At 68.6% G+C, this 17,759-nt stretch carries 16 protein-coding genes; 4 read left to right on the plus strand and 12 right to left on the minus strand.

The features are described from left to right. Positions 1-94: 94 nt before the first annotated feature. The gene (gene valS / locus N7E59_RS04255) at positions 95-2,779 is read right to left on the minus strand and encodes a valine--tRNA ligase (RefSeq protein WP_390905001.1); all 2,685 of its coding nucleotides are present in this window, start codon (positions 2,777-2,779) and stop codon (positions 95-97) included. Between the two features lie 133 nt (positions 2,780-2,912). On the opposite strand from valS, the gene N7E59_RS04260 reads away from it, so the two are divergent. Next, the gene (locus tag N7E59_RS04260; RefSeq protein ID WP_261623663.1) at positions 2,913-3,677 is read left to right on the plus strand and encodes an SDR family oxidoreductase; all 765 of its coding nucleotides are present in this window, start codon (positions 2,913-2,915) and stop codon (positions 3,675-3,677) included. A 47-nt stretch (positions 3,678-3,724) separates the two neighbouring features. Here the strand turns inward: N7E59_RS04260 and N7E59_RS04265 are convergent, their stop codons facing one another. Both N7E59_RS04265 and N7E59_RS04270 read right to left on the minus strand, forming a co-directional pair. Next, a complete protein-coding gene (locus N7E59_RS04265) occupies positions 3,725-4,327 on the minus strand; it encodes a mycothiol-dependent nitroreductase Rv2466c family protein (protein ID WP_261623664.1) in 603 nt (200 codons plus the stop codon). Between the two features lie 70 nt (positions 4,328-4,397). Further along, the gene (locus N7E59_RS04270; RefSeq protein ID WP_261623665.1) at positions 4,398-5,846 is read right to left on the minus strand and encodes a mycothione reductase; all 1,449 of its coding nucleotides are present in this window, start codon (positions 5,844-5,846) and stop codon (positions 4,398-4,400) included. A 57-nt stretch (positions 5,847-5,903) separates the two neighbouring features. On the opposite strand from N7E59_RS04270, the gene N7E59_RS04275 reads away from it, so the two are divergent. Continuing rightward, positions 5,904-6,227: a putative quinol monooxygenase gene (locus N7E59_RS04275; RefSeq protein WP_261623666.1), complete on the plus strand. Its 324-nt coding sequence runs from the start codon at positions 5,904-5,906 to the stop codon at positions 6,225-6,227. A gap of 46 nt (positions 6,228-6,273) precedes the next feature. Continuing rightward, a complete protein-coding gene (locus N7E59_RS04280; RefSeq protein ID WP_261623667.1) occupies positions 6,274-7,074 on the plus strand; it encodes a ParA family protein in 801 nt (266 codons plus the stop codon). Between the two features lie 20 nt (positions 7,075-7,094). Here the strand turns inward: N7E59_RS04280 and N7E59_RS04285 are convergent, their stop codons facing one another. From N7E59_RS04285 to gcvH, 4 genes are all read right to left on the minus strand, one after another. Continuing rightward, positions 7,095-7,721 (minus strand): MerR family transcriptional regulator, encoded by a 627-nt coding sequence (locus N7E59_RS04285; protein ID WP_261623668.1) that lies wholly within the window; start codon positions 7,719-7,721, stop codon positions 7,095-7,097. A gap of 288 nt (positions 7,722-8,009) precedes the next feature. After that, the gene (ftsR, locus tag N7E59_RS04290) at positions 8,010-8,768 is read right to left on the minus strand and encodes a transcriptional regulator FtsR (RefSeq protein ID WP_261623669.1); all 759 of its coding nucleotides are present in this window, start codon (positions 8,766-8,768) and stop codon (positions 8,010-8,012) included. 144 nt (positions 8,769-8,912) lie between these two features. After that, a complete protein-coding gene (locus N7E59_RS04295; protein WP_261623670.1) occupies positions 8,913-9,350 on the minus strand; it encodes an FHA domain-containing protein in 438 nt (145 codons plus the stop codon). 34 nt (positions 9,351-9,384) lie between these two features. Further along, a complete protein-coding gene (gcvH, locus tag N7E59_RS04300; RefSeq protein WP_261623671.1) occupies positions 9,385-9,771 on the minus strand; it encodes a glycine cleavage system protein GcvH in 387 nt (128 codons plus the stop codon). Between the two features lie 245 nt (positions 9,772-10,016). On the opposite strand from gcvH, the gene N7E59_RS04305 reads away from it, so the two are divergent. Then, positions 10,017-11,693, plus strand: coding sequence for a glycoside hydrolase family 13 protein (locus tag N7E59_RS04305; protein WP_261623672.1), 1,677 nt, complete (start codon positions 10,017-10,019; stop codon positions 11,691-11,693). Between the two features lie 37 nt (positions 11,694-11,730). On the opposite strand, the gene N7E59_RS04310 is transcribed toward N7E59_RS04305, so the two are convergent. The 5 genes from N7E59_RS04310 to clpX form a co-directional block, all read right to left on the minus strand. Next, entirely contained in the window at positions 11,731-12,993 is a 1,263-nt protein-coding gene (locus tag N7E59_RS04310) for an ABC transporter ATP-binding protein (protein ID WP_261623673.1), read from the minus strand. Positions 12,994-13,096: 103 nt separating this feature from the next. Continuing rightward, positions 13,097-13,948 carry a carbohydrate ABC transporter permease gene (locus tag N7E59_RS04315; protein WP_261623674.1) on the minus strand — a complete coding sequence of 284 codons (852 nt, stop codon included), beginning with the start codon at positions 13,946-13,948 and terminating at the stop codon, positions 13,097-13,099. Next, positions 13,948-14,907: a carbohydrate ABC transporter permease gene (locus N7E59_RS04320; protein ID WP_261623675.1), complete on the minus strand. Its 960-nt coding sequence runs from the start codon at positions 14,905-14,907 to the stop codon at positions 13,948-13,950. The genes N7E59_RS04315 and N7E59_RS04320 overlap by 1 nt, the downstream gene beginning before the upstream one ends. A gap of 26 nt (positions 14,908-14,933) precedes the next feature. Further along, complete coding sequence (locus N7E59_RS04325; RefSeq protein WP_390905002.1) at positions 14,934-16,241, minus strand: extracellular solute-binding protein; 1,308 nt, start codon at positions 16,239-16,241, stop codon at positions 14,934-14,936. A gap of 161 nt (positions 16,242-16,402) precedes the next feature. Further along, positions 16,403-17,695 (minus strand): ATP-dependent Clp protease ATP-binding subunit ClpX, encoded by a 1,293-nt coding sequence (gene clpX, locus N7E59_RS04330; protein ID WP_261623676.1) that lies wholly within the window; start codon positions 17,693-17,695, stop codon positions 16,403-16,405. Positions 17,696-17,759: the final 64 nt, after the last annotated feature.

Below are 17,759 nucleotides of genomic sequence, written 5' to 3' on the forward strand. Positions count from 1 at the left end.
CTGTGCGCCCAGTGTACGTGAGGAAGGGTCCGGTTCTCGACGTGGGAGAACGCCGCACGAGAGCTCCGCCGCGACGAGCCGCCCGAGGGAGCAGTCAGCCCTCCTCGGGATCCGCCAGATCGACCTCGGAGACCACGACGCCTCCCCCTGCGGCGCCCTCGGAGACCAGCTCCAACGAGTGCGACCGGGTGGCGGCCAGCAGGTCGCCCAGCGCGGCCTCGAGGTGGCCGGCCTCTGTCGCACCAGCGGTGATCCGGGCCGAACGCACCTCGGTGCGCTGCCTGACCTTGGCCTCCGACTTGGCCCGACGGATGCCCGCCAGGGCCTCTGCGACCGTCGACATCAGCGCGGGGGCGCCCTCGACGGACCCGAGGTCCTCGGGTGCGGGCCAGGCGGCGGCGTGCACCGAACCGGAGCGCCACCACCGCCACACCTCATCGGTGGCGAACGGCAGCACGGGCGCGAAGAGTCGGAGCACCGTGTCCAGGGTCGTGGCCAGGGCGGCACGGACCGAGGCCTGCGCGTCCTCGCCGCGGGAGCCGTAGGCCCTCTCCTTCACCAGCTCCACGTAGTCGTCGGTGAAGGACCAGAAGAAGGACTCCACCAGCTGCAGGGCCCGAGCGTAGTCGTAGTCCTCGAAGCTGCGGGTCGAGCGCTCGACGACGTCGCGCAGCTCGGCGATCAGCGCCCGGTCCACCGGCTCGGACAGCACCGCGGAGGTGTCGGCGTCGTGGACGATGTGCTCCTCGGTCACCCCGAGGTTGAACGCGAACTTGGAGGCGTTGAGCAGCTTGATGGCCAGGCGCCGCCCGATCTTCATCTGGGCGATCTCATAGGCGGTGTCCGCCCCGAGCTTGGCGCTGGCCGCCCAGTACCGGACGGCGTCGGAGCCGAACTGCTCCAGCGGCTCGGTGGGCACCACGACGTTGCCCTTGGACTTCGACATCTTCTTCCGGTCCGGGTCCAGGATCCACCCCGACAGCGCGGTGTCGGTCCACGGCACGGATCCGTGGAGCGTGTGGGCCCGGACCACGGTGGAGAACAGCCACGTCCGGATGATGTCGTGGCCTTGCGGCCGCAGGTCGTACGGGAACACGGCGTCGAAGAACGTGTCGTCGCGGCCCCACCGACCGGCGATCTGGGGGGTGAGCGAGGAGGTGGCCCAGGTGTCGAGGACGTCCATCTCGCCGACGAAGCCTCCGGCCGCGCCCCGCTGAGACTCGTCGAATCCGGGGGCCGGCTGCGCGGCGGGGTCGACGGGCAGCTGAGACTCCTCGGGCAGGATCGGCGCCTCGTAGTCGGGCTCGCCCTGGGCGTCGAGCCGGTACCACACCGGGATCGGGACGCCGAAGAACCGCTGTCGGGAGATGAGCCAGTCGCCGTTGAGGCCCTCGACCCAGTTCTCGTAGCGTGACCGCATGAACCCGGGGTGCCACCGCACCTCGCGCCCCCGCTCGACCATCGCGGAGCGGCGCTCGGCGTCACGACCGCCGTTGCGGATGTACCACTGGCGGGAGGTGACGACCTCGAGGGGTTTGTCGCCCTTCTCATAGAAGTGCACCGCGTGGGTGATCGGCGTCGGTTCGCCGTCGAGCAGGTCCTGCTCACGCAGCATCTCGACGACGGTCTCCTTGGCCGAGTGGACGGTCAGCCCGGCCATGCGGCCGTAGTTCGCGCGGGCCGACTCCGTGGTCAGCCACTCGGGAGTCTCGGCCGAGAAGCGCCCGTCACGTCCGATCACCGTCCGGGTCGGCAGGTCGAGCTCCCGCCACCAGGTCACGTCGGTCATGTCGCCGAATGTGCAGATCATCGCGATGCCCGACCCCTTCTCAGGGTCGGCCAGGTGGTGGGCCCTGACCTCGACCTCGACGTCGAACAGCGGCGAGGTGACCGTGGTCCCGACCAGGTGTCGGTACCGCTCGTCGTCGGGGTGGGCGACCAGGGCCACACAGGACGGGAGCAGCTCGGGGCGGGTGGTCTCGATGAACACCTGCTCTCCCCCGGCCGCGGCGAAGGCGTACCGATGGTAGGCGCTGGGCCGCTCCTTCGCCTCCAGCTCGGCCTGGGCCACGGCCGTGCGGAAGGAGACGTCCCACAGCGTCGGGGCCATCGCGGTGTAGGCGTCGCCGGAGACGACGTTGCGCAGGAACGCCCGCTGGGAGACCGTGCGCGAGTCGTCGTCGATGGTCCGATACGTCTGAGTCCAGTCGACCGAGAGGCCGAGCCGGGTGAACAGGTCCTCGAAGACCTTCTCGTCCTCGACGGTGAGGTCCTCACAGAGTTCGATGAAGTTCTGCCGGGAGATCACGTCCCAGTCGCGCTGGTTCTTCGCCGGGCTCTGCGGCGGCGTGTAGTCCGGATCGTAGGGACGCGAGGGGTCGCACCGGACTCCGTAGTAGTTCTGGACGCGGCGCTCGGTGGGCAGACCGTTGTCGTCCCAGCCGAGCGGGTAGAACACGTTCCGTCCCCGCATACGATGGAAGCGGGCGAGCACGTCGGTCTGGGTGTAGGAGAACACGTGGCCCACGTGCAGGGACCCCGACGCCGTCGGCGGCGGGGTGTCGATGGAGTACACGGTGCCGCGTTCGGCGTCTTCGTCGAAGCGGTAGAGCCGCTCCTGCTCCCACGCGCGGGAGAGCTTCTCCTCAAGTCCCTCGAGGGCGGGCTTCTCCGGCACCGAGGGGGTCATCGGAGTCCCGTCTTCGGCGGCGGTGGGGCTGTGCGGGGGCGTGTCGGGCGAGTCGGTGCCCGGGGTGTCAGCCGTGTTCAGATCAGACATGCGGCCCATTGTGCCACGCGCACGTCACGACTTCGGCGCGGTGTGCGGACCCGCAGCTCCCCCGTCTCGGGGCACATCTCAGCCACTGGTCACACAGTGGTGAGGAACGCCACACGCTCACTAAGGTGGTGCCATGATCGCGACCCATCCCCACTCCCGCAGCGTCCTCATCACAGGAGCCTCCTCGGGCATCGGAGCCGCCTCGGCCCATCGTCTCGCCGCCGAAGGATGGCGGGTCTTCGCCTGCGCGCGACGGGCGGAGAAGCTGGAGCGGCTGGCCGAGCAGGAGGGCATCATCCCGCTGGTCTGCGACGTCACCGACGCCGACCAGGTCCGGGCGGTCCTCGACGAGGTGAGCGAGGCCGGGGGCATCGACACCCTCATCAACGTCGCAGGAGGGGCGCTGGGCACCGAGTCCGTGGCCGAGGCCGAGCCTGAGGACTGGCGCTGGATGTTCGAGGCCAACGTCATGGGGACCCTGAACACCCTCCAGGCGTTCCTGCCCATGCTGCGCGCCCACGGTCACGGGACCGTGCTGAACGTCACCTCCACCGCGGGGACCGTGGCCTACGAGGGCGGATCCGGATACAACGCCGCGAAGTTCGCCCAGCACGGGGTGACCGGGGCGCTGCGTCTCGAGGAGGCCGAGCACAACGTCCGCGTCCTCGAGGTCCTGCCGGGCATGGTCCACACCGAGGAGTTCTCCGCCAAACGGATGCGCGGCGACGCCGCCGCCGCGGCCGCGGTCTACCGGGGCGTGGAGGATCCCCTGAGCGCCGACGACGTCGCCGAGGTGATCGCCCATGCGGTGAGCCTGCCGCACCACATCAATCTGGACCAGATCACGGTCCGTCCGGTGGCGCAGGCGGCTCACCACAAGGTCATCCGTACCGGCTGAGCCTCCGCGGAGCGCTCCGACCCCACCCGGCAGTCCGGCGCACGGGGTCAGTCGAACTGCGGACGCTCGGTGCGACTGCGCTTGAGCTCGTAGAAGTGCGGGAACTCGGCCAGCTGGACCGAGGCGTCGAAGAGCCGACCCGCGTCCTCGCCCTGCGGCACCCGTGTGATGACGGGGCCGAAGAACGCCGTGCCTCGGAAGGCGACGATCGGGGTGCCGACGTCCTGGCCGACCTTCGAGATCCCCTCGTCGTGGGAGGCGCGCATGGCGGCGTCGTTCGCGTCGGTGGCGGCCGTCTCGGCGATGCCGGCGTCGAGCCCCAGCTCGTCGAGGGCGCGGGACACCGCTGAGGCGAGGTCCTTGTTGTCCCGATGGTGGATCTCCGTGCCCAGTGCCGTGTAGAAGCGGCCCACGGTCTCCTGGTCGTACTGCTCCGCCACCGCCGTCGACGCCCGAGAGGTCATCCATCGGGCGCGCTGGTCGGCGTCCTCGGACGGGGAGGGGTTCTTGTGCTCATTGAGCACTCCCAGGCTCATCACGTGCCAGACCACGTCGAGGTCACGCACGGCCGCGGCCTCCAGGATCCACCGGGAGGTCACCCATGCGAAGGGGCACAGGGGGTCGAACCAGAAGTCCACACGTTCGGTCATCGTCGTCTCCTCTCGTCCGCCCGTTCGGGCGGTCGTCTCTTCCGTCACCCCCGCTGCGGGCCTGCGGCGCTCACAGCGGGGCGTCCTCCCCCACGGGCACGTCGAGCCCGAGCAGGGCGTTCTCCACGACCTCGGACAGCGCCGGATGGATCCAGTACTGGCCGCGGGCCGCGGTGTGTGCGTCCTGGCCGAAGCTCATGGCCTGCACCACCGGTTGGATGAGGTTGGACGCCTGGTATCCCATCACGTGGGCACCCAGGATCTCTCCGTCCCGACGGTCGGCGATGACCTTGAAGATGCCGGTGGTGTCCTCCATCGCCCAGCCGTACGCGGTGTCGCCGAAATCCTGGGTCTTGGTGGTCACATGCTCCGCCCCCCGCTCGGCGACGGCCTCGGCCTCGGTGAGGCCCACCTGGGCGAGCTCCGGGTGGGTGAACACCGCCGAGGGGATCGCTCGGTGTCGTGCCGTGCGCAGACGGTCGGGGTGTTCGAGGTTGTGGGCCACCACACGGGCCTCGTGGTTGGCCACATGCTTCAGCTGCACGGCCGAGCAGATGTCTCCCAGCGCGAACAGGCCCGGCACCGGAGCTCCGTCGCGGAGGACCTGCTGGTGCGCGTCGACGACGAGGCGTCCGTCGGCATGGAGGTCCAATCCGACCTCGTCGGCACCGATCAGGTCGGTGTTCGGGCGGCGCCCCAGGGCGATGAGGACGATGTCGGCCTCCACCGTCTCCCGACCCTCGGGACCGTCGATGAGCGCGGTCACCGCGCCCTGCAGCTGGTCCTCGGAGCGGTGGACGTCGAGCAGCGTCCGGCGCAGGCGGACGTCCCAGCGCTGCTGCGCGAGGTCCGTGTAGCGGTCGGCGACCTCGGCGTCGACGGACTTCATCAGACCCTGCGACCGGTTGATCTGGACGACCTCGCTGCCCAGACCGTCGAAGATCCCGGCGAACTCACAGGCCACGTATCCGCCTCCCACGATGAGGATCCGGCGGGGCAGCTCGCCCAGCCGCATGATCGAGTCCGAGGTGTGCACCTGGGGCAGCTCGATGCCCGGCACGTCGGGGAGTTCGGCGCGCGACCCGGCGGCGAGGACCAGACGGTCCGCCTCGACGCGGGTCCCGTCCGCGGCCGCGAAGCTCCTCGGTCCGGTGAGCCGCACCTGCTCCCGGATCAGCGTCACATGGTCGAGGTGCTCGTCCCGATGGCGGCGCCCGGCGGCGGAGATCGGGTCGATGCGGGAGAAGATGCGGTCGCGGAGGCCGGGCCAGTCGACGGCCTCGGTGCGCTGGGAGACGTTGAGCCGAGCCGCCTCCTCCGGCGCCCTGGCGGCCTCCGACGCCCGCACGAACATCTTGGTGGGGATGCAGCCCACATTCAGGCAGGTGCCGCCGAAGGCGCCTTCGCTGCCCACACCCTTCTCGGCGAGGACGACCTGCTTGTCGTCCCAGAAGGGAGTCACCAGCGTATTGCCGGAGCCGGAGCCGATGATGGCGAGGTCGGGTCGCAGGATGGCCATGAGGACATCCTAGGCTGGGAACCGGACACCCGTCCCCCGACCCGGCAAGGAGAGACCATGATCCTGATCGTCGTGAAGTTCCCCGTGAAGCCCGAGCACGCCGAGGAGTTCCCCGAGCACGTCCGGGAGTTCACCGAGGCCACCCGTGCGGAGCCGGGCAACAAGTGGTTCGAGTGGTCGCGCAGCCTCGAGGACCCGAACGTGTACGTCCTCGTCGAGGCGTTCGACGACGACGCCGCCGAGGCACACGTCAGCTCCGAACATTTCCGGCGGTTCGTCGACGGGCCGATCGATCAGATCCTCACCGCCACCCCGAAGATCATCTCGCGGCAGGTCGAGGGCGACGGATGGGACGAGATGGGCGAGATCACCGTCTCCTGACCGCACGGTGGACGCCGGCTCCGGGAACTTCCGTATGATGGGGCGCGTGCAGATTGTGAGCGTCTCGAGCTTGAAGGGCGGGGTCGGCAAGACCTCCGTGACCACCGGACTGGCGTCCGCCGCGCTGATGCGGGGGATGCGCACGCTGGTCGTCGACCTGGATCCCCACGCCGACTCCACCACCAGTCTGGCGGTGGCCCGCGGCGACGGCACCGAGGTCGCCCAGCTGCTGCGCAATGCCCGCCGGAGCAGGGTCTCCGAGCATGTGGTGCGGTCCGGCTGGCTCGACCTGCTGCCGCCCGAGCACCGGTCCGAGGCCAGGCTCGACGTCGTCGTGGGTTCGGCGCTGTCCTCCACCTTCGACCGTCCCGACATCCGTCCGCGTGATCTGCGGCGGCTCAAGGCGCTGCTGACGGGGCTCACCGGCTACGACCTGGTGCTTCTGGACTGTCCGCCGTCGTTGTCGGGACTGACCCGGATCGCCTGGTCGGCCGCGGATCAGGTGGTGCTGGTGGCCGAGCCGAGTCTGTTCTCGGTGGCCGGCACCGAACGTGCCATGCGGGCGATCCGACTGTTCTCTCAGGAGTTCAACCCCGGCCTGGGTCGGACGAAGGTCGTGGTGAACCGTGTGCGCACCGACTCCACCGAACACGAGTTCCGCCTCTTCGAGATGGAGAGCCTCTACCACGACGCCCTGCTCGTGCCGGTGCTGGAGGAGGACTCTCAGTGGCAGCAGATCCAGGGCGCCGCGTATCCGGTGCATCGCTGGCCCGGGGATCAGGCGCGGGGGCTGGCTGAGGCGTTCGACCAGCTGCTCGTGCAGCTGGTCCCCCCGACCGGCGACTGAGGTCAGTCGACCGGGTCGCCTCAGGAGGCGGAGCGGCGACGTTCCCGCATCTTGGCCAGCTCGTCCTGCTGGGAGAACGGCGCCAGCGTCGGCTGCTGGACGTTCGGCTCCGATTCGGTGCGCTCACGGGGCAGCTCGGCGAGGCTGCCCTCGACCTCACGCCAGACGCGGCCCACTGCGATGCCGAACACCCCCTGTCCGCCCTGGACGAGGTCGATGACCTCATCGGCGGAGGTGCATTCGTAGACGGAGGCGCCGTCGGACATCAGCGTGATCTGTGCGAGGTCTTCGACCCCGCGCTCCCGGAGGTGCTCGATGGCGCTGCGGATCTGCTGCAGCGAGACCCCGGTGTCCAGGAGGCGCTTGACCACCTTCAGCACCAGGATGTCTCGGAAGGAGTAGAGCCGGGCCGATCCGGAACCGCTCGCGTTGCGGAGTGAGGGCTGGACGAGCTTCGTGCGCGCCCAGTAGTCGAGCTGACGGTAGGTGATGCCGGCCGCCGCGCAGGCGATCGGACCGCGGTAGCCCATCTCCTCGTCGAGATCCGGCAGGCCGTCGTCGAAGAGCCGCTGCTGAGGCGCATAGCGCTGCGCGGCTTCGCCGTCGTGCTGCGCCTGCTCTCCGCCGGCGCGAGAATCGAGACTCACGTAGTACCCTCCTCGGTGCGGTCCCGCCGGGGGAAGTCTCGCCGCCCTCCGCCGACGTGAGTCGAACGGTGAGAGAGTCCGGGCGGCGCGTGCGGTGACCCTTGTGCCTCGACCGTAGAACGCGAGGGTGCAGGGGTCAACGACATCTGTCCGGACGACGAGGTGTGTCGCATGGGAGGACCGACGGTCGCTCCCGTCCGACGGAGACCTGTGACGCCACTGTACCGCGAGAGGGTCCGCGGCGCACCACCGGATCGACGGGGATCCCGACGTCTCCGGGCCCGGGACTCAGCCGCGGTCGAGGTTCTCCACGGCCGCGTCCATCATCGAGGCCCGCAGCTCCCGCAGGTTCTGCAGCATCTCGCGCGAGGACTCGGCGACCCGGGCACGGGCCGCGGCGTCCTTGCGTGCGGCGTACGGCGCCATGGCCCGCCCGATGAGGTCCAGTTCGTTGTCCGCCGAACGGCGGATGTTGACCAGGTGCTTCGGCTCGAGGCCGTACCGGGCCAGCACCCGCACCGACTTCACGGCCTGCAGGTCGTGGTGGCTGTAGTTGCCGTCGCGGTCCGCTCTGATGATGCGGAAGTTCTCGAGGGTGTCCAGCATCCCTCGGGTCGCCCCGGACTGTGCGCGGAGCTCCTTGCGGCTCAGGGGCCTGATCCGCCCGGAGAGATGGGCGGCGAGCTCCTCGGTGACCTCGCGCGGACCCACCGGTGCGGCGTCGGGCAGCTCCTCGGGCTGTTCGCCGGCGTCGATGGCGTCCATCGTCTTCTTGATGACGTCCAGGGGCATGTATCGGTCCCGCTGCAGACCGAGCATGAAGCGCAGCCTCTCGACGTCCGCCGCGCAGTACTTCCGGTAGCCCGACGCCGTCCGTGCCGGTTCGATGAGCTCGCGCTCCTCCAGGAAGCGCAGCTTGGAGGCCGTCAGGTCCGGGAAGTCGCCGTGGAGCTCGCGCAGCACCTCGGAGATCGTGAAGACATGGCTCGACGCCGGATCCGGCGCTGCGGATCCGGTCCCCGGCTGTCTGATCGGTGCGGCACTCACGGCGCTGCCCCTCCCTCGGTTCCTGGGCACGGTGCTTGACGGTGTGGCACGGGCCACCGACCGTCTGCGGAAAGGATACCCTGCTCACCGTCCGGCGAACACCCCGGCCGCGTTCAGCCCCTTCTCGGGCGTGTCACGGTCCGCTCACTTGCTCCCGGCGTAGAAGGTGAGACGGAACTTTCCGATCTGCACCTCGTCACCGGCGCGCAGCACGTAGCGGTCCACTCGGTCGTGGTTGACGTAGGTGCCGTTTAGGCTGCCCAGGTCCTCGATCTCGAACCCCTCCGGCACCCGGTGGAACATCAGGTGGCGCCGAGACACGGTGACGTCGTCGAGGAAGATCTCCGCATCCGGATGGCGCCCTGCGGTGGTGACGTTGCGGTCCAGCAGGAACCGCGCACCCTGGTTGGCGCCGGTGTGGGCGATCAGCAGCCCTGATCCCTGAGGCAGGGCCGAGATGGCCTCGTGGTCCTCCTCCGTCAGGTACGGAGCGGCGGTCCTGGGGTCGGCCGGAGGCAGGGAGATGCTGGTCGTCTCCACGCTGCGGCGGCCCTCATCCGGAGTTCCGGGCGACTGGGTCACGGCGGTCTCCTCTCTCAAGTGCGTCGGACGACGGTCAGCCGACCTGGTTGCGGTAGTCCTCGTCGGAGAGCAGCTGCTCCAGCTCGCCGGCGTCGGAGAGGCGGACCTCGAACAGCCACCCCGCTCCGTAGGAGTCCGAGTTGACCGCACCGGGGTCGGACTCGAGGTCCTCGTTGACCGCGACGATCTCGCCGCTGACCGGAGCATAGATGTCGGAGACCGACTTGGTGGACTCGACCTCGCCGACGACGTCGCCGGCCGCGACGGTGCCGCCGACCTCGGGGGACTCGACGTAGACGACCTCGCCCAGGGCGTCCTGGGCGAAGTCGGTGATGCCCACCCGCACGACGCCCTCAGAGTCGCCGTCAGCGATCCACTCGTGGTCGGCGCTGTACCGCAGTCCTGCCGGGATGTTGCTCATAGTCGGTGCTCCGCTCCTGATGATGTGGGACGAATACGTCGGGTCCGAGGCGCGGACGAGTCCCGGCTCACAGATCCCTACAGGACAACTTAGCACCCTGCCGCGACGGCGGCATCGACGAGTCCCCCCAGGGAGACGGGCTCCGTCGGCGATGGATTCCGTCCGCCGATCTGACATATCCTCACCCGAGACCTCGCGTGAGCCGTCCGCGGCGACCGTGACGCCCCGCGACGAAAGGATCCGGCGTGACCGATCAGACGAGCACGCTCACCGCCGACGGCACTGCGCCCTCCCCCGAGTCCGACCCGCAGTGGTGGCGTCAGGCGGCGGTGTACCAGATCTATCCGCGCTCCTTCGCCGACTCCGACGGAAACACCATCGGTGACCTCCGGGGCATCACCGAGCGCGTGCCCTATCTGTCCGCATTGGGGATCGACGCCGTGTGGCTGAGTCCGTTCTACCCCTCGGCCCTGGCCGACGGAGGCTACGACGTGGACGACTATCGCGACGTCGACCCGAAGATCGGCACGCTGTCCGACTTCGACGAGATGATCTCCGCGCTGCACGCGGCCGGGATCCGGCTGATCGCCGACATCGTGCCGAACCACACCTCAGACCGTCACGAGTGGTTCCGCGCCGCAGTGGAGGCCGGACCGGGATCGCCCGAGCGCGCACGGTTCATCTTCCGCGACGGGCTCGGCTCCGCCGGCGAGCTCCCCCCGGCTGACTGGACCTCGATCTTCGGCGGTCCGGCCTGGACACAGGTGCCCGACGGCCAGTGGTACCTCCACACCTTCGCGAAGGAGCAGCCCGACCTGAACTGGGAGAACCCGGAGGTGCGCGAGGACTTCAAGGAGACCATCCGGTTCTGGTCCGAGCGCGGAGTGGACGGCTTCCGCATCGACGTCGCCCACGGACTGGCCAAGCGGCTGCCCGAACAGCTCCCCTCACAGGCCGAGCTCGACCGCCTCCCCTGGGACGGCTCCCATCCGACCTGGGACCGCGATGAGGTCCACGAGATCTACGCCGAGTGGCGCGAGGTGTTCGACGAGTTCGATCCGCCCCGGTCCGCCGTCGCCGAAGCATGGGTCGGGGCCGACAGGCGCCCGCTGTACGCCTCCGAAAAGGGTCTGGGTCAGGCCTTCAACTTCGACCTGCTGGAGGCGCACTTCGACGCAGACCAGTTCCGCGACGTGGTGACCTTCAACCTCGAGCTCGCCGAACGTGCCGGCTCGTCGTCCACCTGGGTCCTCTCGAACCACGACGTCGTGCGGCACGCCACCCGATACGGGCTGCCGCCCAAGGCCGCCCACGAGGAGAAGGCCGGGACGGACTGGCTGCTCTCCGGAGGCGTCGAGCCGCGGCTCGACGCAGAGGGCGGGCTGCGCCGAGCCCGCGCGGCGAGCCTCTTCGAGCTGGCGCTGCCCGGCAGCGCCTACATCTACCAGGGTGAGGAGCTGGGTCTCCACGAGGTCGCCGATATCCCCGACGAGGCGCGGCAGGACCCGACCTTCTTCCGGAACACCGGTGTCGAGATCGGGCGCGACGGCTGCCGCGTGCCGCTGCCCTGGAGCAGCGAGGGAGCCTCCTTCGGGTTCGGTCCGGCCCGACCGCACCTCCCCCAACCGTCATGGTTCGCCCGCTGTGCGGTGCAGGTCCAGGACGGCGACCCGGAGTCGACGCTGAACCTCTACCGACGGGCTCTGTCGCTGCGCTCGCGTCTGCGCACCGACGAGGAGCTGGAGTGGCTGCACACCGACGACGCCCAGGTGCTGGGCTTCGTGCGCCCCAACGGGTGGGCATGTGTGACGAACTTCGGCACGGCGCCGGTCACACTCCCGGAGGGCGAGGTCCTGCTGAGCTCGTCGCCGCTGGACGACGGCCGCCTCCCGGGCGAGGCGACGGCCTGGCTGCAGACCTGAGGTCGGCCCCGGCCGGGGCACGACCTGGTCGCCGCCGTCAGCTCTGAGCGGCGGCCTCGGTCCGCTCCTTGGCCCGTTCGGCGTCCCGCCGACGTTCGTCGGCCGCCCGGCGGGTCAGCTCGGCGCCGGCCTCCGGGTCGTGGGTGAGGTTCTCGCCGGTGGCCGGGTCGAAGAGGTGGATGCGGCTGACGTCGACCCAGATCGTCGCCCGGTCACCTCCGCGCAGCTTCGACTCGGGCGAGACGGAGATGACCAGCTCGGGACGGGTCTCGTCGGCGTCCATGTCCTCGGCGAGCGACTGCAGGGTGTCCTCCACACGCTTGTCCATCTCGTAGTGGACGTAGACGTACTGCTCGTTGCCCAGCCATTCGGTGTGGGAGATCTCGACCTCGAGCAGGCTCCCGCGGTCCCGCTTGGACCCCTCCAGGGTCTCGGCGTCCTCGAAGAACTCCGGGCGGATGCCCGCCAGGACGATGTCCTTGCCTTCGCCCGCCCGCTGGTGGCCCTCCGGGATGTCGAAGTCGCCCACCGGGGTAGAGAGCCTCCCGTCGGTGACGGTGCAGGGCAGGAAGTTCATCGACGGCGCGCCGATGAAGCCTGCGACGAACAGGTTCGCCGGCTGCTCGTAGAGCTCGCGCGGGGACGCGATCTGCTGCAGCTCCCCCTTCTTGAGCACGGCCACCCGGTCGCCCAGGGTCATGGCCTCCACCTGGTCGTGGGTCACATAGACCGACGTGGTGCCCAGGCGCCGCTGCAGCTGCGAGATCTGCGTGCGCATCTGACCGCGGAGCTTGGCGTCCAGGTTGGACAGCGGCTCGTCGAAGAGGAACGCCTTGGCCTCACGGACGATCGCCCGACCCATGGCGACACGCTGCCGCTGACCGCCGGAGAGGTTGCCGGGCCGGCGCTTGAGGTGCTCGTTGAGCTCCAGCATCTCCGAGACGCCGTTGACCTTGTCGGTGACCTCCTTCTTGGAGAAGCGCCCCTTCTGCAGCCGCAGGGGGAAGGCGATGTTCTCGAACACGGTCAGGTGCGGATAGAGGGCGTAGTTCTGGAACACCATCGACAGGTCCCGCTGACGGGGTGCGACGTCGTTGACACGCTCCCCGTCGATGAGCAGGTCACCCTCGGTGATGTCCTCCAGGCCCACGATCATCCGCAGCAGCGTCGACTTCCCGCAGCCGGAGGGTCCGACGAGGATCACGAACTCCCCGTCCTCGATGTCGATGGAGACGTCGTTGACCGCCGGGTAGCCGTCGGCGTACTTCTTGACCAGGTTCTTCAGTTCGATGGATGCCATGCTGCGGGCCCTCTCATCTCGGACCGGACTCCTCCGGCCGGTGCGGGTGTGATGTGTGCGAGCTGTGCGACGGCGCTGCGCCGCGGACGTGGTCCGGGTCCCCTCATCCCTTCACCGCTCCCTGGGTCAGACCGGAGACGATCTGACGCTGGAAGAGGACCACCAGGATGACCACCGGGACGGTCACCACGATGGCGGCCGCCGAGATCGCGCCCGCCGGCTCTTCGAACTGTGAGGCTCCGGTGAAGAACGCCAGGGCGGCGGGGACGGGTCTGGCCGCCTCGGTCGAGGTCAGCGAGATCCCGTAGACGAAGTCGTTCCAGGCGATGAAGAACGCGAGGATCGCGGTGGTGAACACTCCGGGGGCGGCCAGCGGGACGATGGCCTTGCGGAAGGCCTGCCACTGGGTGGCGCCGTCCACCTGCGCCGCCGCCTCCAGCTCCCAGGGGATCTGACGGAAGAACGCCGAGAGCGTCCAGATCGACAGTGGAAGCGTCAGCGACAGATACGGGATGATCAGTCCGATCCAGGTGTCGTACAGGCCGATGGTGCGCCACAGGTTGAACAGCGGGGTCACCACTGAGATGACCGGGAAGATCGAGACCGCCAGCGCCGAGGCCAGGATGACCTTCTTGCCCGGGAAGTCGAACCGCGCCACTGCGTAGGCGCACAGGGTGGCCAGCACCACGGCGATCGCGGTGGCGATCAGGGTGATGCCGATGGAGTTCACCAGCGCCGAGAGGAAGAGCGTCTGGGCTCCCCCGACGAAGATCTCCTCGTAGTTCTGCCAGGTGAACGAGGCCGGCAGCAGCGTGTTCGACGCGAGGTCGCCCGGGGTCTTGAAGCTGGTCATCAGGATCGAGAAGACCGGGAACAGCGCGTAGACGAGGGTGACGACGAAGAGCACCGCCCACCCGACCTTGATCTTCGTGGTGTTTCCTCCGGGGGCAGCCATCACTTCTCCTTCCCAGCGTCCTGGTGGTCCGTGCCGGAGGCCAGATCCACCTTGAAGCCCCAGACGGTGACCGCGCAGATCAGCAGCACACAGGCGAAGAGCACCACGGAGAGCGCCGACCCCATGCCGATCTCCAATCGGGTGATGGAGGTCTTATATGCCAGCATCGAGAGCACTTCAGTGCCGTGCTGCCCTTGGGTCATGATGAAGACGTTGTCGAATATGCGGAATGCGTCCAGCGCACGGAACAGTACCGCGACCATGATGGCGGCCTTCATGTGCGGGATGACCACCCGTGACATCTGCTGCCACCAGGTGGCGCCGTCGACCTTCGCCGCCTCGACCATCTCATCGGGCACCTGGGCGAGCCCCGCCAGCAGGAGCAGCGCGATGAACGGTGTGGTCTTCCAGATCTCCGAGGCCATAATCACCGAGATCGCAGTGCCGAAGTTGGAGAACCAGTCGAGGTCGGAGCTGATGCCGGGCACCCAGCTGAACCACTCGTTGATGTAGCCGGTGTTGATGTCGAACATGTAGTACCAGGCGAAGGCGGAGACCACCGTGATGATCCCGTAGGGCACCAGGATGGAGGTGCGCAGCGTCCCGCGCAGGCCCTTCAGCGCCCGATGCATGACCAGCGCCAGGGCGAAGCCCAGGACGAGTTCGACGGCCACCGTGACCACGGTGACGAACACCGTGACTCCCAGCGCCCACCAGAACACCGAATCGGAGAAGATGGTCGCGTAGTTGCCGAGGAAGACGAACTCCCGGGCATCCGGCTCGGTGAGGCGGTACGAGAACAGCGACTCGTAGACCGCCTGGGCGATCGGATACGCGGTCACCGACAGCATGATGAGGAAGGCGGGGCCGGCCATCATCCACCCGAGACGCGCCTCGGCGCGTGCCCGTGGGGACTTCTTGGGACGGACGCTCTCCTCGCCGGCTTCGAGGACGCGCATCCTCTGTGTCTCTGTGCTGAGCCTGCTCACAGCAGCCGCTCCCCTCTGAGGACCTGCTTCACGTAGTCGTCGGTCGAGGGCGGTGTGCCCTCGGGGTCGACGCCCGACAACGGCGTGTAGTTCTCCTGGATGATCTGCGAGATGTCGGAGTAGTACGGGGTCTGGGGCCGCGGCGCCGCGTCGTCCAGTGAGTCGGCGATCACATCAGCCATGGGGTAGGCGTCTTCGACCTCCTCATCCTCGAAGGCCTGCGCCGAGGACGGCGGGTTGCCGTTCGTGATGAAGTACTCGACCTGGTTCTCCGGGGAGACGATGCACTCCACGGCGTCCCAGGCCAGCTCGGGGTGATCGGACTGGGCCCCGACGCCGAGGTTGATCCCGCCCAGCGGGGGCGCGGCGTCCGTGTCCTCGTCCACCCGCGGGTACTTGGCCCATCCGATGTCGTCGAGCATCTCCTGATCGACGTCGCCGTCCTCGACCGCCGCCTGGGTGGCGGTCCAGATGAACGGCCAGTTGACCATGAACGAGCCGTCGTCGCCCTGGAAGAGGAACATCGACTGGTTCTCGTCCATCGCGGAGACTCCGGGGCCGGCGAGCCCCTCGGATCCGATGGTGTGCATGATCTCGGCCGCCTTGACGCCGGCTTCGGTGTCCAGCGCGGTCTCGATCTCGTCCGAGCTCAGCGTCGGGTCCGGCAGGATCTGCTCGCCCTGGGACTCGTAGAGCGCGTTGAGCCAGACGGTGGCCGACTCGGCCTGGATCCCCTGGATGCCGAGGAGGGTGTCGGTGTCCTCGGCCGCCGTGATGATCTCGTCCCAGGTGACCGAGTCGTCCATCTCGAGTCCCGCCTCCTCGGCCACCGATTCGCGGTACCAGAGGATCTGGGTGTTCGCCCAGAAGGGGACGGTGACGAGCTCGTCGTTCCACATGGCTCCCGCCAGGGCTCCGTCGAGGGTGTCCTCGGTGGTGGCCTCGGCCACGTCGTCCGGAACCGGCGCCAGGAAGTCCGGCTCGGCGAACTCCGGGATGAACGGCGGGTCGAGACTCATGATGTCGAGGGAGGAGTCACCGGCGGCGAGGCGACGGGCGAGCTGCTCACGCTGCGACGGCGCGTCCTGGGGCAGCAGCGACGTCTGGATCCGGTACTCCCCGTCCGCCTCCTCGGTGCACGTCTGGGCGATGGCGGCCTGGCCGCCGTCGTCGGGATTGATGTACCAGGTCAGCACGGGCGGACCGTCGTCCTCACCGCAGCCGCTGAGCACCAGCCCGGTGATCATGGCGGCACCTACGACGGCGGTGCGCCGTCGGAACCGTCCGGGCCTCTTCCTAGCCATACGTCCACCCTCTCCGGCACAGGCTCGGCCCGTCGCCGTCCCGCTGACCTCTCAAGGCGAGTGACCTTGATCACGATTCGAGTGGGATCACTCTATAGGAGAGGACGGTCACACGCCTAAGAGAACGCGCCGACACGCGGTGGAGCACCCAGGTCAGGGGCTCAGGCGGACTTCTTCCGCATCTTCTTCGCCTCGGTGCGGGTGAGCAGCTCCGGCTCAGCACCGTCCCGGACGACGTCGGCGGTGATGGTCACCTGGGCGACGTCATCACGGCCCGGGAGGTCGAACATGACCGGGTGGAGCACCCCCTCCAGGATGGAGCGGAGGCCACGAGCACCCGTGCCGCGCGCCTCCGCCTGCTCCACGACCGCCTCCAGGGCGGCGTCGTCGAACTCCAGGTCGACGCCGTCGAGGGCGAAGATCTTCTGATACTGCTTCAGCAGGGCGTTGCGGGGCTCGGTCAGGATCCTGATCAGCGCCTCACGGTCGAGGTCCTCCACCGTGGCCACCACGGGCAGCCGACCGATGAACTCCGGGATCAGACCGAACTTGTGGAGGTCTTCAGGCTCGACGTCGGCGTAGCTGACCTCCGCGCGGGAGATCGTGTTCAGCGGAGCACCGAATCCTATGCCCTTGCGTCCCGCCCGAGAGCCGATGATCTCCTCCAGCCCGGCGAATGCGCCGGCGACGATGAACAGCACGTTGGAGGTGTCGATCTGCATGAACTCCTGCTGCGGATGCTTGCGGCCTCCCTGCGGGGGGACCGACGCGACCGTTCCCTCCAGGATCTTCAGCAGCGCCTGCTGCACGCCTTCGCCCGAGACGTCGCGGGTGATCGACGGGTTCTCCGACTTCCGGGAGATCTTGTCGATCTCGTCGATGTAGATGATGCCCTGCTCGGCCTTCTTGATGTCACCGTCTGCGGCCTGGATGAGCTTCAGCAGGATGTTCTCCACATCCTCGCCCACGTAGCCGGCCTCGGTCAGCGAGGTGGCGTCGGCGACGACGAACGGCACCTGCAGCTTACGGGCGAGCGACTGTGCGAGGTAGGTCTTGCCGGAGCCGGTGGGGCCGACCATCAGGATGTTCGACTTGCCGATCTCGACGTCGTCCAGGGGCCCCTTCTCCAGCGACGTGGTCTTCGCCGCAGACCCGGTGGCCTGGATCCGCTTGTAGTGGTTGTGCACGGCGACCGCCAGCTGGCGCTTGGCGCGATCCTGGCCGACGACGTACTCGTCCAGGAACGATGCGATCTCCCGAGGGGTCGGCAGCTCGAAGTCGTCCGGCTCCTGGACCTCGTTGAGGTACTCCTCGATGATCTCGTTGCACAGCTCGATGCACTCATCGCAGATGTAGACCCCGGGACCTGCGATGAGCTTATAGCGGACCTGCTTCTGGCTCTTCCCGCAGAAGGAGCATTTGAGCAGGTCTGCGCTCTCACCAATGCGTGCCATGCGTACGTTTCTCCTCAGGCAGACGGACTCGGCGCCTCGTTCGTGACTATCTCAGAGTACTCCA

Source organism: Nesterenkonia marinintestina, assembly GCF_025420485.1.
Lineage (GTDB): Bacteria > Actinomycetota > Actinomycetes > Actinomycetales > Micrococcaceae > Nesterenkonia > Nesterenkonia marinintestina.

What these genes read in the sequence shown, in the direction of transcription:
- N7E59_RS04320 (WP_261623675.1), bottom strand. Translation starts at nt 14,907, where the DNA reads ATGCGCGTCCTCGAAGCCGGCGAGGAGAGCGTCCGTCCCAAGAAGTCC.
- N7E59_RS04275 (WP_261623666.1), top strand. Translation starts at nt 5,904, where the DNA reads ATGATCCTGATCGTCGTGAAGTTCCCCGTGAAGCCCGAGCACGCCGAG.
- gcvH (WP_261623671.1), bottom strand. Translation starts at nt 9,771, where the DNA reads ATGAGCAACATCCCGGCAGGACTGCGGTACAGCGCCGACCACGAGTGG.
- valS (WP_390905001.1), bottom strand. Translation starts at nt 2,779, where the DNA reads ATGTCTGATCTGAACACGGCTGACACCCCGGGCACCGACTCGCCCGAC.
- N7E59_RS04270 (WP_261623665.1), bottom strand. Translation starts at nt 5,846, where the DNA reads ATGGCCATCCTGCGACCCGACCTCGCCATCATCGGCTCCGGCTCCGGC.
- clpX (WP_261623676.1), bottom strand. Translation starts at nt 17,695, where the DNA reads ATGGCACGCATTGGTGAGAGCGCAGACCTGCTCAAATGCTCCTTCTGC.
- N7E59_RS04325 (WP_390905002.1), bottom strand. Translation starts at nt 16,241, where the DNA reads ATGGCTAGGAAGAGGCCCGGACGGTTCCGACGGCGCACCGCCGTCGTA.
- N7E59_RS04310 (WP_261623673.1), bottom strand. Translation starts at nt 12,993, where the DNA reads ATGGCATCCATCGAACTGAAGAACCTGGTCAAGAAGTACGCCGACGGC.
- N7E59_RS04315 (WP_261623674.1), bottom strand. Translation starts at nt 13,948, where the DNA reads ATGGCTGCCCCCGGAGGAAACACCACGAAGATCAAGGTCGGGTGGGCG.
- N7E59_RS04265 (WP_261623664.1), bottom strand. Translation starts at nt 4,327, where the DNA reads ATGACCGAACGTGTGGACTTCTGGTTCGACCCCCTGTGCCCCTTCGCA.
- N7E59_RS04260 (WP_261623663.1), top strand. Translation starts at nt 2,913, where the DNA reads ATGATCGCGACCCATCCCCACTCCCGCAGCGTCCTCATCACAGGAGCC.